Raw genomic sequence first — 14,396 nt, 5'->3', positions numbered from 1 at the left:
CTGTCCGCTTCATTCCAAGGTATGGTATGGCTCTTAGGTTTTAAAACGATTTGCTTTCCTCTTTAAGGGCCGTTGGGCGGTTTACTGCATCCCCGCCCTAAAGGACAAGGCTTTCAAGAGAAAAATGTAAACAATCCCATGATAGCTGTAAGAATCTGCTCTGTCAAAGATCAATGTCACTTGATCTTTGTCAAAAAACATTTTCGGTTGGTATGGTGGGATTGACTTATAGTGCGTAGGCGCATCGTTCTTTGTCATGTGGTGTATATCTTGGACCTCCCGTTAGGATACTGGAGCTGTTTTATTTTTATTGATGCCTTAGCTCCATAGGGCATAGCACTAATGCTTCCTGCCGTTACTCCAACCATCAACAGCCCCAAAAGGACTGCAAACAATGGCTTCCACTTCACGTGATTCACCTCATAAGTGGTTCTGCAGTACATATCAACTAACTTATCCTTATAAATTTCTCCTTATTATATTAGTATATTCCTCTCTTTAGTAGAAGAGATGTAAATTTATTTATTGTGGTTTATTATTTCATTGTCCAACAAACCTTTTAACCCATCGCACCTATTCACCCTTGGTGGTAGATATGAAGCAGCAGAGAAAGGGATTGCTCATAATCCTCGACGGCCTCGGAGATAGGCCGATTAAGGAGTTCGGCGGAAAGACGCCGCTGGAGTATGCAAAAACTCCAAACATGGATAAGCTCGCCAAGATTGGAATCCTTGGCCAACAGGACCCGATTAAGCCCGGCCAGCCGGCTGGAAGCGACACCGCTCACCTTAGCATATTCGGCTACGACCCCTACAAGGTCTACCGTGGAAGGGGCTACCTAGAGGCTATGGGCATTGGCCTGGACCTTAGCGAGGATGACTTGGCCTTCCGTGTTAACTTCGCCACTATCGAGAACGATATCATAACCGACAGGCGTGCGGGTAGGATAGACACCGAGGAAGCCCACGAGCTGGCGAAGACGATACAGGAGAACGTTAAACTGCCGGTTGACTTCATCTTTGCAGGGGCTACCGGTCACAGGGCCGCCCTCGTTCTTAAAGGCATGGCTTTCGGTTATAAAGTCGGCGAAAATGATCCCCATGAGGCAGGAAAGCCACCCAAGAGCTTCACATGGGAAGATGAGGAGAGCAAGAAGGTTGCAGAAATCCTTGAAGAGTTCGTTAAGCAGGCCCACGGGGTCCTTGAGAAGCACCCCATCAACGAGAAGCGCAGGAAGGAGGGCAAGCCTGTCGCGAACTACCTCCTCATCAGAGGTGCGGGAACCTATCCAGACATACCGATGAAGTTCACGAAGCAGTGGAAGGTCAAGGCCGGGGCGGTTATAGCGGTCTCGCTCGTTAAGGGCGTAGCTAGGGCGATAGGCTTCGACGTTTACACCCCTAAAGGGGCAACTGGGGAATACGACACCGACGAGATGGCCAAGGCGAGGAAGACCGTCGAGTTACTCAAGGAGTACGACTTCGTGTTCCTTCACTTCAAGCCGACAGATGCAGCGGGCCACGATGGTAACCCCAAGCTCAAGGCCGAGATGATAGAGAAGGCTGACAGGATGATAGGCTACATCATCGACCACATCGACCTTGAGGAGACGGTGATAGCGATAACCGGCGATCACTCAACGCCCTGCGAGGTCATGAATCACAGCGGCGACCCGGTTCCACTCCTCATCTCCGGCGGTGGGGTAAGGCCTGACTCCAGTGAAGCTTTCGGCGAGCGTGAGTGCATGCGCGGTGGCCTCGGCAGGATAAAGGGCCACGACATAGTACCGATAATGATAGACCTCATGAACAGGAGTGAAAAGTTCGGGGCTTGACGGCCCTACATGCTCTTCCTTTCCATTTCGGCCTCTTTTAACGCCTCAATCAGCTTCCCGTTCTCTTCGGGCTTCCTCACCGAGAAGCGGACATACTCTGGAAGGTCGAAGCTCGTACAGTCCCTCACAAGGATTCCGCGCTTCTTTAGGGTCTCTACGGTTTCTCTAGCGTCTCCAACTTGCATAGTGAAGAAATTGGTGTCACTTTTGACTCCTAAAGCCTTTTCCATCCTCTCCTTCTCGCGCCAGATTAGTGGCATCGTCTTCCTCAGGTGCTCGAAGCCGTCCTCAAGCAAAAACTCAAGGAAAGCGAGGCCGGTCGAGCCTACTCCCCAGGGCATCCTGACGCTCCTAAGTGCCTCGGGAAAGCCTATAACGTAGCCGACCCTTATTCCCGGCAGGCCGTAGCTCTTTGTGAAGGTTCTGAGCTTCAAAAGGTTTTCCCCTTTGGGACTTTTAGCGCCTTTAACGAAGTCTATAAATGCTTCATCAAGGACAAGAAGGGCATTCTTATCCTCAACGGTGTCGATAAGTGGTTTAAGCTCCCTTGGCATGTAATACCTCCCGTTCGGATTGTTGGGGTTGCAGAAGAAGATTACTGACTCCCTTTCAACAAGTTCAGCAAGCTTTGCAGGTTCGTTCGGGCCTTTGAGGACTCTTGCCCCAAAAATACGCGCAACCCTCTCGTACTCACCGTATGTGTGGCGTGGGATTACCACCCTCCTCCCGCGGAGCGCGAGGGTTCCGAGTAGGTAAAGAGCTTCCGTGATTCCGGCCGTTACGGCAACCTCCTCCCCAACCAGCCCTGAAAGGCCTTCCTCAAGCCTTTCGTAGTAGGGATAGCGACCGCTTATCCCCTTCGCCCGCTCGAACATCCTGTCGAGCCATTCCGGTGGATACGGGTTGAGTGAGGCGGAGAAGTCTATCAATCCTTCTTCCCTCGCACCACCATGGTAGGTCGAGAACCCTATCGGCTCAAGCATGTGCACACCCCCGTTGCGATGAGTAAGAGGACCGTAAAGACCCATTCACCAACAATCAACCGGTAGATCCTCAAGGCCCGCCGTATATCACCGTTCTCTGGTTCCCGTCCGGGAAAACGGTAAACGCCGGGTTTTTCGAGCCAGACGCCTAAAACGGCACTCATCACCGCTATGGGCTTGTCCGAGTTTATCTTGAACCTAGCGAGGCGATAGTACCGGAGAACCCTCTTCCCTCCAATAGGAAGGTAGAGAAGAACTGTCAAGCGGGCCGGAATGAAGTTAAGGAGGTCGTCCAGTCGGGCGGAGAACTTGCCGAAGTATTCATAGCGCTCGTTTCTATAGCCAAGCATGGCATCAAGCGTGTTAACGGCGCGGTAGATTAAAGCACCGGGGAGGCCGAAGAGGAGGAAGTAGAATAGCGGCGCCACAACGCTGTCGTTGAGGTTCTCGGCGAGGCTCTCTATCGAGGCCGAGTTCAGGTGGGGCTCATCGAGCTTCCCCACATCCCTACTGACGATCATCGAGACCGCTTTTCTTTTCTCTTTAACATTGTCTGTTATCGTCCTCGCAATGTGCTCGTGGAGGCTCCTCACCGCGAAGGAACTCTTGAGGAGGTAAACTGCCAAGGCGTAGTTGAGGGGATAAGGAGCAGAGGGGGCAGAGATTGCCAGGAGGAGGGCAAAAACGATGACTGCCAACGCTGTAACCATCCCGACCAGAAAATCAAGGGCTGGAGAACGCCTCCTATAGCGGGAATCAAGCAAACCGGCGAGCTTCCCAAACCATACAACGGGATGAACTAACGCCGGAGGTTCACCGAGGAGCAGGTCCCAGAGAAGTGCCGGGATAAATAGGACAAGTCCGTTCATCGTCGTTCCTCCGGGTGCAGCTAGCGCAATGGATAAAAGCTCCAACCTCTTATAACCCTGACGGAGGCGATAGCTTGAACGGAGTGGTGTTCTTTTCGGGCGGCAAGGATGGGCTTTACGCGCTTCACCTTGCGGAGAAGATGGGAATTGAGGTTCCATACCTGCTGGCGCTCAAAACCACCATCGGCCTCTCACCACACTGGGAGAACTTTGGGGCGCTGGAAACACTCACCAAGAAGATGGGGAGGAAAATGCTGACCTTCGACATGGCCAGGGGAAGTGACGCCCTGGCCGACTTCATTGGCTCGCTCGGTATCGAGTACCTCATATCAGGCGATGTCCTCTTGGACGACCACAAGGTATGGGTCGAAAGCCTTACGGAAAAAGCAGGAATTAAAGCTCTCGAACCGCTCTGGGGGAGGAACACGCTGGAGCTTGCCGAGGAGATGCTCGAAGAGGGCTTCGAGTGGGTGATAATAGCGGTTGATAAGGAAAAGCTCTCCAGAGATGCCCTAACTTATACATTCAGCTCGGAACAAGACCTGAAGAACTTTTTGAAGGCTTACCCGGGCGTTGACCCGGTTGGAGAGTTTGGAGAGTTCCACACGGTAGTTTTGGCCTCACCCCTCTTTGAGGGGCGCTTCAACCTTGACGTAAAGTCCGTCGAGGAGAGCGAGAGGTACCACTGGATCCGCTTCGGGCTGGTGAGAGCGTGAAGAGTGGAGAACTTCTTCAAAGGCTCGAAGAACACGGCGTGACGCTTGAAGCAATGGTAGAAGCTGCTATAGAGTTATACATCGGTAACAACCCCGAGGAAGTCCAGGGGAGGCTCAAAAAACTCATGCTCCACTACCTTGATGATATCAACATCCAAGCCCTCCTGATGGCAGCGCTCCTGCTTGAGGGGGGCTTTAAGGTCGATGGCGACCCTGTGAACCTGGTCGCGGACGAGCTGATTGGAATTAACATCGCCGAGTACATTGGCGGAAAAATGGCGCTCTTCAACTTTTTCTACTATGACACCAAAAAGCCCGGAATCCTGGCGCGGCTTCCCCCATTTCTCGATGATGCAGTAGGGGGACTTATAGCTGGCTGCATGACGAGGCTCTTCCAGGAGGATGTTAAATGAGAAACATCCTGCCGTTCCTCACGAGGATTCCAGTCAATGGTGACTTTGAGAAAATCCAAAAGGAGCTGTGGGCAATCCCACTCGTTGCCCCCATTAGTTCAACCCTTCCTGTTCTGGTGCTCTACCTAAAGCTCCCACTGGCAAACATCCTTGCAGTGCTGGCCCTCTACTTAACGATAGGTCTCCTCCACCTAGACGGCCTTGCTGACTGGGCGGACGGGATAATGGTCAAAGGCGAACGCGAGCGAAAAATCAAGGCCATGAAGGACCTAAACACGGGTATAGCGGGTCTCTTCGCTGTTGCAATGGCTCTCTTCCTCCAGGTTTACTCCCTCCCTCTCGTGCCGTTTTATTCCATCTATCTAGCAGAGCTGAACTCAAAATACGCTATGCTCCTTGGGTTGAGCACAAAAAGACCCCTCGGCCATGGATTAGGGGCATATTTCATGGAAGGGATGAGCAGAAGACAGTTAGTCATCGGGACGCTCCTCTATGCCATTCTTTACCTTCCGGTTGCCCTCTTCAACCCAGTAGCCCTCGTAGGATTGGTTGGCCTTCTCTTCGCCCCTTATATGATACGGCTCTCCTTCAAAAACTTTGGTGGGATAAACGGCGATTGCCTCGGAGCGATTGCCGAGATAACGAGGGCGGGGACGTTGCTCGTTTTGGCGTTTGTGTGGTGGTGTGTGTGATAATCATCCTAGCCGGCGGAAAGTCAACGCGTATGGGGAGGGAAAAGCCCGTCCTGATGGTCGGGGGGGAGTCAATGCTCCTGAGAGTTTACGATCAGGCTTCAGCAGTGGGGGAGACGGTTGTGGCCCTCTCAATGAACACACCGAGAACAAAGGAGCTGTGCATCCGCGGAGGGGTTCCCTTCATTGAGACGCCGGGGAGGGGCTACGTGGAGGACGTGAGGTGGCTTCTTCAAGAGTTTGGCCCTTTTGTCAGTGTTTCATCAGATCTGCCCTTTGTTAGGGCATCAGATATTGCCGCCATAGCTAAGGCATTCGACGGAAAGATCAGCCTAACCGGCGTCCTCCCGCTGGAGGGGGTTCCAAAGGATTTGAAGCCGGCTGTTTACAAGGGATACGCGGTAGTCGGGCTGAACGCGGTTGGGACTGAAGGGGAGAGATTTTTTGAGATGAGCAACCCCCTATTAGCGCTCAACGTGAACACACCGGAAGAGTTAAAGCTTGCGAGGGGAATAGCCGAGCTGGTGGGAAGATGAGGGGTGAGAAGGTTAAAAGCACGCTGGCCTTCATTGGGATTCTAGTTCTAGGTCTGCTGTTTTTCTTCGGCTTCTTGGTTGTAGGAATAGTTCTGCTCCTCATAGGCCTGCTCATCTTCCTCGGGTTCTACCTGTACATACGTTTGAAGCTCTGGTGGAGAAAAAGGCATCCTCCAAAGGAGCTGGAGAGTCCAGAGGATTATTTTTAGCTAAGAAACCTTTTAACCCATCACAGTTTAAAGACCTCGAGGGAAAATGGAGGTCCTGCTCCCTGTTATGAACCTACTCGTTGTAGGGGTCGTTACCCTCCTGTGGCTAGTATGGAAAAAAGCCAGATACAGAACCCCCGAGATTAAAAAGGCCTTACTGGGGTTAAGCTTGGGTATAACTGGTCTCGTTGGCATATTCGATGTGGCGTGCTACTTGCACAGTAAGTTCCTTGGATGGATCCCTATAATTTTCTTTCTTGGGATGCTCTTCCCCTTCGCTAAGGACGCCAATAAAGTGTCTCTCAGAGTGCTCACCTTGGAGTCCAAGAAGTCCTGCGAGAAAATAACCCCAAGGACAATACTTTCACCCAAGAGTTATCCTTGCCTCACTGAACTTCGCCCGCAGGACATCTGTTGACTTTTCGATTTCCGTATACTATCTCCTGACCGTTGCCGTTCTTGTACCAGTCATTAGCGCTTTTCTTTACATTTTCTTCTGGTATACGGGAGTTCTATTATTTCTGGTGTTCCCAATATCGACGGTCGTTGGATTTTCACTTCTTATCTCCTTTATCTCAATGGCCCCAGCCGTGTACACGATGCGGAAAAACCTTCTAAAGATAAGGAGCAAAGAACTCTCAGAGTCCAAGCTCCCCTAAAATCCTCCCCACGTCGAGGTTTTCCTCAACAACCCGCGCGAACCTCTCAATCTCCTCCTCTATGTCCCACCCTTTAACCGAAACAGGTTCAAGCCCCTTCTCCAACCTGAAGAAGTTTAAAAAGCGCTCGGTGAAGACGAAGTTGTGGAATATGCCGTGCAGGTAGGTTCCAAAGGCCCTCTCACCTATAGCACCCTCTGGTTCGAGAGCTTTGGCACCGTTCACCGAGGTTATGACTGAAAACGGCCTGTCCGAGATCGAACGTCCCATTCTTATTTCGTAGCCTTCAACCTCCATCTCCCTCGCCGGTTCCCAGAGGACCCTCGTGTTGAGATGGTTTGTCCGCTTTTTCGCTGTGAAGACAGTTTTTGACGGGAGAAGGCCGATTCCCTTAACCTTACCGCGCTTGGACTCAACTTCATCTACAATCTCTTTTCCGAGCATCTGAAAGCCTCCGCAGATTCCGACGACGAAAGCTCCTTCGCGATGGGCTTGTAGTATGGCATCTTCAATCCCGTTTTCACGCATCCATAGCAGATCATCAACCGTGTTCTTGCTCCCTGGAACAATGATGATATCACCCCTTATTTCCTCGGCCCTCGTGATGTAATCAACGCCGTTCGCCCAGTGAAGGGGCTCAAAGTCCGTGAAGTTGCTTATGTGCGGGAGTTTGATTATCTGGATGTGCAGATCGCCCTTCACCTTTGGGAACTCGGCTAGAGAATCCTCCTCGGGCAGGCGGTGCTCAATATATGGGATAACGCCGAGGGTCGGCTTGCCATAGCGTCCCTCAAGGTAATCAAAGCCCGGCTTTAGCAGGGAGGCATCGCCGCGGAACTTGTTGAAGACGAAGCCGAGGACTAGGTTTTGCTCCTCCTCACTCAAAAGCTCCATTGTGCCTACTATCGAGGCGAAGCTTCCACCGCGGTCTATGTCCGTAACGAGAATAACCCTCGCGTTGGTGTGCTTTGCCACGCGCATGTTGGCTATGTCATAGTCCTTTAGGTTTATCTCGACCGGACTGCCTGCGCCTTCAATTAAAACGAGATCATGTCTCGCCTTCAATCCATCGAGGACGTTCATGGTCTTTTGGAACAGCTCCTCCTTCCGTGAGAGCATATAATCTTTAGCGGAGACGCTACCTATTGGTTTCCCCATGAAGACGATCTGGCTCCTCATTCTCCCCTCGGGCTTGAGGAGAATAGGGTTGAACTTCACGCTGGGCTTTTTCATACAGGCGATAGCCTGCAGATACTGAGCGCGACTTATCTCACCGCCCTCTATGCTGGGAGCGGAGTTCAGGCTCATGTTCTGGCTCTTGAAGGGGACGACATCGTAGCCGAGGTTTGAGAAAATCCTACACAACGCCGTTACCAGGAGAGACTTGCCCGCTCCTGAGGATGTCCCCTGAACCATCAGAGCCTTTCCCATTATCCCACCATAACCAGTTGGGGGAAAGGACATATAAACCCTTGGATAAAAACTCCATCGGTGGTCGTTATGGAGAGCCTATTCCTGCTCGTCTTAGGAAACACCGAAATAAGTACTGTTCCAGGAATAAGCGTTGCAGGAGCAACTCCCGAACTAACGAAGCTCACTCCGGTGGCTGATGCTGAATACCTTTTCCATGAGAAGCCCCTAACTATTGACGTTATTCCAGTAACGCCGGAGGGACACCCAACGCCAGCTATAATCACCAAGGCGGCGAAGGAACTGGCGAACTTTCCGGTTCTGGTTGTGAGAGGGGGGACCTACCTTGCCCCGCTGATTCCCCACGTCCACATAAGTAGCGCCGTTGGAAGGGACTTCAGGAGGGAGCCAGCTTTACCAGAATTCGGGGAGATAATCAAGAACGCTAAGCTTCTCGGAGAGGAGCTGAATAAGTCGTCTGTTAAAGAGCTCGTCATAGGGGAATCAACCCCCGGGGGAACTACAACGGCCCAAGCCGTCCTCTGGGCGCTCGGATATGAATCCAGAACCTCGTCGGCTTCTCCAGACAACCCGCAGAGCCTCAAGGAAGAAGTCATAGCTGAAGCCTTTGGGAGGGCAGGAATCGAGCGGGGCCAGCTCAAGGACAATCCGCTCGAAGCCCTGAGACAATTCGGCGATCCTATGATGGCAACGGTGGTAGGCCTTTCCCTCGGCTTCAGGAAAAGTGTTGTCCTCGCAGGTGGAACTCAGATGTTGGCGGCTTCAGCCCTTTTAAAGGCACTCGGCGAAAGTCTTGACCGTTGTATGGTAGCGACTACCAAGTGGGTGGTTAACGATAGAAGTGCGACATTCCTTAAGACGGCGAAAGGGATAGGGGTAATAACTTATTCAGCTGACCTAGACTTCTCTGAGAGCGAGTTCAAGGGTCTGAGAGACTACGAGCGCGGTTACGTTAAGGAGGGGGTTGGCGCTGGGGGGGCTACGTGGTTAGCGGTCAAGGCCGGCTTCTCACCTGAGGAAGTGAGCGGAAAAGTGGAGGAGCTTTACAGGAAGCTAATAGGGATGAAAACGGGAAGCTAACACAGTTCCATAGCTCTTGTCTTCTCCCACCTTCTCAAGCTTTCCTCCAAGGCTCGCCTCACGGCCTTACCAACGTTTAGGCCTAGTTCCGTCGCCGTCCCCGTCCACTCCTTCTCCCCTTCAAAGGCAAAAACTTCTATCCCATCGCTCGTTGTTCCAGTCACGTTGTAGCCGAGCCTTAACAGGGTGTAAGTCTTTGCCTCGGTTGCCGTCATTATAGCGTTGGCCATTGCGCCGACCGTTAAGCCTTCCTCGACTACGAGGGCTATGTTTATAGTCCCCGACTTCCAGGGAGGTGGCTCTTCACCGGCTATAGCTGGGTTTGTTATTCCAGCGGTGATGTAGGCAGTAACACTCCCGTTTTTGGCAGTGGAGAGAACCTTTCCAATATCAGCGGCCGTCATGAAGCCAACGAAGTTTTTCAAGCCGTGCCTCCGTTCAAAGGCTAAACAGTCTGCCTTGTAGTTCCCCGAGTAGTCCTTAGGAACCCCCATAAAGAAGAAGCCGTTGGCTCGAGTCAAGCCACCCCTGTGGGGCGCGTTGCCCAGTGCAACCATTTTGCGTTCAAACCCCATTATGAAATGCCGCATGGAGGCCGTTGGTGGTCCATGTTAAAAAGGCCACGTTTGTCCAACTATCTTAGCGTTCAGACAGAAACTTTAATTAGGTTTGAAGTCCTAACCCTAAGAGGTGTAGAATATGCAGAAGGTTTTAGATTTGAAGAGGATAGGTGATGGGAAAGTTACTTCCATCGACATGGGCACGTGGGGAATCGGTGGTTATGAGACTCCAGACTATTCAAGGGACAAGGAGAGTGTGGATGTTCTCCGCTACGGCCTTGGTCTTGGGATCAACCTCATCGACACGGCTGAGTTTTACGGCGCAGGCCACAGTGAGGAACTCGTTGGAAAAGCGATAGAGGGCTTTGACCGTGAGGAAATATTCATAATCAGCAAGGTATGGCCAAGCCACTTCGGCCACGGTGAGGCCAAAAAGGCCGCAAGGGCGAGTGCAAAGAGACTTGGCACTTACATAGACCTCTACCTCCTTCACTGGCCTGGGGACAGTTGGGAGAAGATTGAAAAGACCCTCCACACCCTTGAGGAACTCATTGATGAAGGACTCATTAGGTACATCGACGTGAGCAACTTCGACCTCAAGCTTCTCAAGCGCTCTCAGGGGGCGATGAGGAAGTATGAGATTGTGGTGAACGAGGTCAAGTACTCTCTCAAAGATAGATGGCCTGAAACAACAGGTCTTCTCGACTATATGAAGCGGGAGAAAATGATTCTTATAGCCTATACCCCGCTGGAGAAGGGAACCCTCGCCAGAAACAAGTGCTTGGAGCAGATAGGGAAGGATTACAACAGGACGGCAGCTCAGGTCGCGCTCAACTATCTCATCTGCGAGAAGAACGTCGTGGCGATTCCAAAGGCAGGCAGAAAAGAGCACGTTGAGGAAAATGCAGGAGCGATGGGCTGGAGGCTTTCGGCTGAGGATAGGGAAAAAGCGAGGGGGTGCGTCTGATGTTCGGATACCAAAACAGGATTGCGCGCGTTAACCTGACAGAGGGGAAGATCACCTACGAGGAGCTACCGGACGAGGCCATAAGGAAGTTCATAGGCGGAAAGGGCCTCGGCTACTACTTGATTTACAGGGAAGTTCCGCCTGGAACGGATCCGCTCAGCCCGGCCAACAAGTTCGTCTTCGCACCAGGTGGGATGACAGGCCTTATCCCGGGTTCGAGCAAGGTGATCGCGGTGAGCAAAAGCCCAGAGACAGGACTGATCAGCGACTCCAGCGGTGGAGATGCCTTCGGGCCGAAGTTGAAGGGGCACTTTGACGCGCTGGTAATCGAGGGGAAGAGCGAGGAGCCGGTTTACTTGTACATCCACGACGGGGAGGTGGAAGTTCTCCCCGCGGGGCACCTCTGGGGTAAGGGCAACTACGAAGTTGCCAAAGAGATATGGAAGGAGCACCCAAAGGCGAGCATCGCCTTAGTTGGGCCAGCCGGCGAGAGGCTCAGCAGGATAGCGAACGTAATCTACGACACGGAGAGAGCGAGCGGGAGGGGTGGATTAGGAACCGTCCTCGGGAGTAAAAAGGTTAAAGCGGTCGTGGTTGAGGCGGGCGAAAAGCCCCCTGTAGCCAGCCCCGAGAAGTTCCAGGAGCTGTGGCAGGAATTCTACGACGAGTTCGCTACGAACCCGAAGTACGAGCACACGAGGAGCTACGGAACTAGCGACTCCCTCAGGAGTTCAGCAAGTCTTGGTATGAGCCCGGCATACAACTTCTCAAGACCCTACATCCCGGACGAATTAGCCTCAAAGCTCGGTGGAGACGAGGTCAAGAAGTATGAGGTCGAGCCAGAATGGTTCGTCCATGGAAAGAGCTGCCCGATAAAGTGCGCTCGCTACGTTGAGGTGGAATACAAGGGCAGAAAAATCCGAGTAAAGCCCGAATATGAGAGCATAGCGATGCTCGGTGCCTCAACGGGTGTCTTCAACTTCCCAGTGGTGGCATATTTCAACTGGCTCGTCAACAACCTTGGGCTAGATAGCATAGCTACAGGGAATACAATAGCCTGGCTCTTTGAAATGGTTGAGCACGGTCTGATTGGTGAAGACGAGATAGGATTTCCAGTCAAGGGCTTCGGCGATGAGGAGGCAGAGGAGAGGCTCATCAGGCTGATGGCCGAGAGGAGGGGCTTTGGGGCCATCCTGGCGGACGGGGTAAAAAGGGCCTGTGAGAGGCTCAGCAGGGGATGCAACTTAGCCGTCCACGTCAAAGGAATGGAGGCACCGGCATGGGATCCGCGCGGAAGGAGGACATACGCCTTGAGCTACGCCACAGCTGACGTTGGCGCTTCCCACCTCCGCGGCTGGCCGAGGCCCCACCAGCTCCCGAACCAGGGGCCGGCGAAAGAGCTTGTACCGTCGCTCATAGAGGGCAGGGACGAGAGCTACATCACCGACATGCTCGGCACGTGCAAGTTTGTGCCCTACAAACTTGAAGACCTCGCGAGGCTCTACAGCGTTGTCACCGGCGAGGAGTGGACGGTTGATGAACTGCGGAGAAGGGCCTGGGGCGTTGAGAACATAGCGAGGATACACAACGTCCTCGACTGGGTTACGCCACCTCTTGACGACGTTATTCCGCCGCGCTGGTGGGAACCTGAACCCGACGGTCCGGCAGAGGGTAACGCGGCCTTCATTGACCACAAGGACTTCCTTGAGGCCAGAAGGGAGTTCTACAGGCTGAGGGGCTGGGATGAAGAACTTGGTGTTCCACTGCCTGAGACGATGGAAGAGCTCGGTCTCCCTGAGTTCAGGGAAGATGCCGAGAAGGCGTTGGATGTTGTTAGAAAGAGGATGGGGGCTTAGCCCCCAAAACTTATCCCTTACACGGGCTCTACCCTGTTATCTACCCTGTTAAGTTCGCAACGTACGTGAACTTTCCGTTGCAGTACCGACCCTCACCGTCGTAGAGACCGAAGAGGGCACAGCCGTTTTTGTCAATCCCGCCCCAGCCGGGAATGACGTAGCAGAGACAGCTCGGGTCGTTTATCTGGAAGAGTCTGCTCCAAATTACTTTTGTTCCGTTCAGAATCATGACGTAGCCGGACTGAGGCGAGCCATCAAGCTGGGGTTGCTCAAGTCCCCATGAGGACGTAGCTACCGTTGGAAAGAAGGAAGGTGTTCCTGATGGGGACGTAACCCCCGCCAAGGTCAAACTCCCTGACGGTTCCGTTTTTGCCGAAAACGTAAAAGTAGTCGTCCGGTGCATACCTCCTGAGGTCCGAGAACTGCCTTGGGGAGGCCTGATAAACGAGGGCATAGAGGTAGTCGCTCGTGTTGGTCGCCAGAATTCCCGGAACGGCCGTTCCGTTCTCCTTAACCCCATATTTCCCGCTGTCGTAGGCCCAGGTGTAGCCAGAGAACGTGAGGTTCCAGAGGGGTTTCCCATCGTAACCACAGGCTCTCAGAACAACAACCGGGACCTCCGCGGTCAAGTTGCCGGTGCTCACGTTGGTTCTGCCGTACTGGTCAACGCTGAACTTCACAAAGGGAACCGCTCTCACCTCGCTCTCATTCCTGAGGGCAACGAAGCCCCAGTTGAAGAAAAAGACTTCACTCGCGTTGAGGAGATGCTTTGATTTTCCGTCGTCAATGATGTATGTCCCTTTTCTGTCGTATACTTTTACCCCATCAAACTCCCCTATGAGAGTTAAACCATCTAAATCCCCTGAATACTCCTTAAGAACGCAGAGCTCAGGGGATGTAACATTGGACTTTGGCTGATGTCCATAGTAACCAACGAGCGTTCCAACGAGGAGAGCCGCAAGAAAAATGGAGATGAGATGTAAGCTCTTCACCACCAATCACCTACCTCCTCAAGTCTTGTTTTCATAACTCAATGCACATTATCCCATATAACCTTTTCCTTTTACTATCAGTAAAGTTTCTTTCTTTTTTTTTGAGTATAAGTTTATTTGGAACCTAGTTTTACAATAGTAACGGGGCAAAAGAAATAAGAGTAATCTGCCATGTTTATAAATACATTCACGCAAAAAGTCACCCTTCAAAACACTTGGAGCGTGATGAAACATGAATTTACTCTCTCCTACTTCTTTTCCGTTGCATTCCACACCCGCTCGCATTCGGATACGACTTCCTGGAAGATGTCCTCGTTCGCGGGCTCGAACTCTATAACTCTCCAGTCGGTTGTGTTTATGACAGCTTTGTAATATGTTCCATTAACGGGACGACACGTTAGGCCGGTGCAGCTAATCGTATAGTTGGCGTATAGGACGACCGTTGCCGTATCGTTGGGCCAGGCGCAGAGGGTAACGCCGGTGCACCTCCAGTCCGGGTTGTACTGATAGCAATAGTCAAGGGCCGTTGAGGCTATCTTGTCCTGGAAAACTACGTAGGACGGAAGGGAGATCTCTTGATTCCCAGGTCGATGCACTTC

18 protein-coding genes are annotated in these 14,396 nt (G+C 52.4%); 10 read left to right on the top strand and 8 right to left on the bottom strand.

Annotated features, from left to right (window positions below; genetic code table 11):
- Positions 1–254: 254 nt before the first annotated feature.
- Positions 255–410 carry a hypothetical protein gene (locus MV421_RS04645; RefSeq protein WP_297418962.1) on the bottom strand — a complete coding sequence of 52 codons (156 nt, stop codon included), beginning with the start codon at positions 408–410 and terminating at the stop codon, positions 255–257.
- 185 nt (positions 411–595) lie between these two features.
- Between MV421_RS04645 and MV421_RS04640 the strand changes: the two genes are divergently transcribed.
- Entirely contained in the window at positions 596–1,834 is a 1,239-nt protein-coding gene (locus tag MV421_RS04640) for a 2,3-bisphosphoglycerate-independent phosphoglycerate mutase (protein WP_297418982.1), read from the top strand.
- A gap of 5 nt (positions 1,835–1,839) precedes the next feature.
- Here the strand turns inward: MV421_RS04640 and MV421_RS04635 are convergent, their stop codons facing one another.
- Complete coding sequence (locus MV421_RS04635) at positions 1,840–2,817, bottom strand: aminotransferase class I/II-fold pyridoxal phosphate-dependent enzyme (protein ID WP_297418965.1); 978 nt, start codon at positions 2,815–2,817, stop codon at positions 1,840–1,842.
- Positions 2,802–3,686, bottom strand: a complete 885-nt coding sequence (gene cbiB / locus MV421_RS04630) for an adenosylcobinamide-phosphate synthase CbiB (protein ID WP_297418969.1) — start codon at positions 3,684–3,686, stop codon at positions 2,802–2,804. The genes MV421_RS04635 and cbiB overlap by 16 nt, the downstream gene beginning before the upstream one ends.
- 74 nt (positions 3,687–3,760) lie before the next feature.
- Between cbiB and MV421_RS04625 the strand changes: the two genes are divergently transcribed.
- From MV421_RS04625 to MV421_RS04600, 6 genes are read left to right on the top strand one after another with little or no spacing between them, the layout of a single operon-like run.
- A complete protein-coding gene (locus MV421_RS04625) occupies positions 3,761–4,402 on the top strand; it encodes an ATP pyrophosphatase (RefSeq protein WP_297418972.1) in 642 nt (213 codons plus the stop codon).
- Positions 4,399–4,815, top strand: coding sequence for an alpha-ribazole phosphatase CobZ (cobZ, locus tag MV421_RS04620; protein WP_297418974.1), 417 nt, complete (start codon positions 4,399–4,401; stop codon positions 4,813–4,815). The genes MV421_RS04625 and cobZ overlap by 4 nt, the downstream gene beginning before the upstream one ends.
- A complete protein-coding gene (gene cobS, locus MV421_RS04615; RefSeq protein ID WP_297517931.1) occupies positions 4,812–5,507 on the top strand; it encodes an adenosylcobinamide-GDP ribazoletransferase in 696 nt (231 codons plus the stop codon). Before cobZ ends, cobS begins: the two co-directional genes overlap by 4 nt.
- Positions 5,504–6,043: an NTP transferase domain-containing protein gene (locus MV421_RS04610; protein WP_297418978.1), complete on the top strand. Its 540-nt coding sequence runs from the start codon at positions 5,504–5,506 to the stop codon at positions 6,041–6,043. Before cobS ends, MV421_RS04610 begins: the two co-directional genes overlap by 4 nt.
- Positions 6,040–6,252, top strand: coding sequence for a hypothetical protein (locus tag MV421_RS04605; RefSeq protein ID WP_297503738.1), 213 nt, complete (start codon positions 6,040–6,042; stop codon positions 6,250–6,252). Before MV421_RS04610 ends, MV421_RS04605 begins: the two co-directional genes overlap by 4 nt.
- A 46-nt stretch (positions 6,253–6,298) precedes the next feature.
- On the top strand, positions 6,299–6,670 hold the full coding sequence (locus MV421_RS04600; protein WP_297503736.1) for a hypothetical protein: 372 nt from the start codon (positions 6,299–6,301) through the stop codon (positions 6,668–6,670).
- Positions 6,671–6,890: 220 nt separating this feature from the next.
- Here the strand turns inward: MV421_RS04600 and MV421_RS04595 are convergent, their stop codons facing one another.
- Positions 6,891–8,342 carry a cobyric acid synthase gene (locus MV421_RS04595; protein WP_297421202.1) on the bottom strand — a complete coding sequence of 484 codons (1,452 nt, stop codon included), beginning with the start codon at positions 8,340–8,342 and terminating at the stop codon, positions 6,891–6,893.
- Between the two features lie 69 nt (positions 8,343–8,411).
- Here MV421_RS04595 and cobT point away from each other — a divergent pair, with 69 nt between their 5' ends.
- Positions 8,412–9,422: a nicotinate mononucleotide-dependent phosphoribosyltransferase CobT gene (gene cobT, locus MV421_RS04590; protein ID WP_297421206.1), complete on the top strand. Its 1,011-nt coding sequence runs from the start codon at positions 8,412–8,414 to the stop codon at positions 9,420–9,422.
- Here cobT and MV421_RS04585 read toward each other — a convergent pair.
- Complete coding sequence (locus tag MV421_RS04585; RefSeq protein ID WP_297503734.1) at positions 9,419–10,012, bottom strand: adenosylcobinamide amidohydrolase; 594 nt, start codon at positions 10,010–10,012, stop codon at positions 9,419–9,421. The two genes, cobT and MV421_RS04585, sit on opposite strands and share 4 nt — an antisense overlap.
- A 109-nt stretch (positions 10,013–10,121) precedes the next feature.
- Here MV421_RS04585 and MV421_RS04580 point away from each other — a divergent pair, with 109 nt between their 5' ends.
- Together MV421_RS04580 and MV421_RS04575 are read left to right on the top strand one after the other, a co-directional pair.
- Positions 10,122–10,949, top strand: coding sequence for an aldo/keto reductase (locus MV421_RS04580; RefSeq protein WP_297503732.1), 828 nt, complete (start codon positions 10,122–10,124; stop codon positions 10,947–10,949).
- A complete protein-coding gene (locus MV421_RS04575; RefSeq protein WP_297503730.1) occupies positions 10,949–12,805 on the top strand; it encodes an aldehyde ferredoxin oxidoreductase family protein in 1,857 nt (618 codons plus the stop codon). Before MV421_RS04580 ends, MV421_RS04575 begins: the two co-directional genes overlap by 1 nt.
- A gap of 40 nt (positions 12,806–12,845) precedes the next feature.
- On the opposite strand, the gene MV421_RS04570 is transcribed toward MV421_RS04575, so the two are convergent.
- From MV421_RS04570 to MV421_RS04560, 3 genes are all read right to left on the bottom strand, one after another.
- A complete protein-coding gene (locus MV421_RS04570; RefSeq protein WP_297517927.1) occupies positions 12,846–13,034 on the bottom strand; it encodes a hypothetical protein in 189 nt (62 codons plus the stop codon).
- A gap of 40 nt (positions 13,035–13,074) precedes the next feature.
- Positions 13,075–13,797, bottom strand: a complete 723-nt coding sequence (locus tag MV421_RS04565; protein ID WP_297503378.1) for a hypothetical protein — start codon at positions 13,795–13,797, stop codon at positions 13,075–13,077.
- A gap of 248 nt (positions 13,798–14,045) precedes the next feature.
- Entirely contained in the window at positions 14,046–14,393 is a 348-nt protein-coding gene (locus MV421_RS04560) for a hypothetical protein (protein ID WP_297503376.1), read from the bottom strand.
- Between the last annotated feature and the right edge of the window lie 3 nt (positions 14,394–14,396).

Origin of the sequence: Thermococcus sp. (assembly GCF_027023865.1) — an archaeon.
Classification (GTDB): Archaea; Methanobacteriota_B; Thermococci; order Thermococcales; family Thermococcaceae; genus Thermococcus.
The sequence above is the reverse complement of the archived record's forward strand: the minus strand, read 5'-3'. Positions and strand labels throughout refer to the sequence as shown.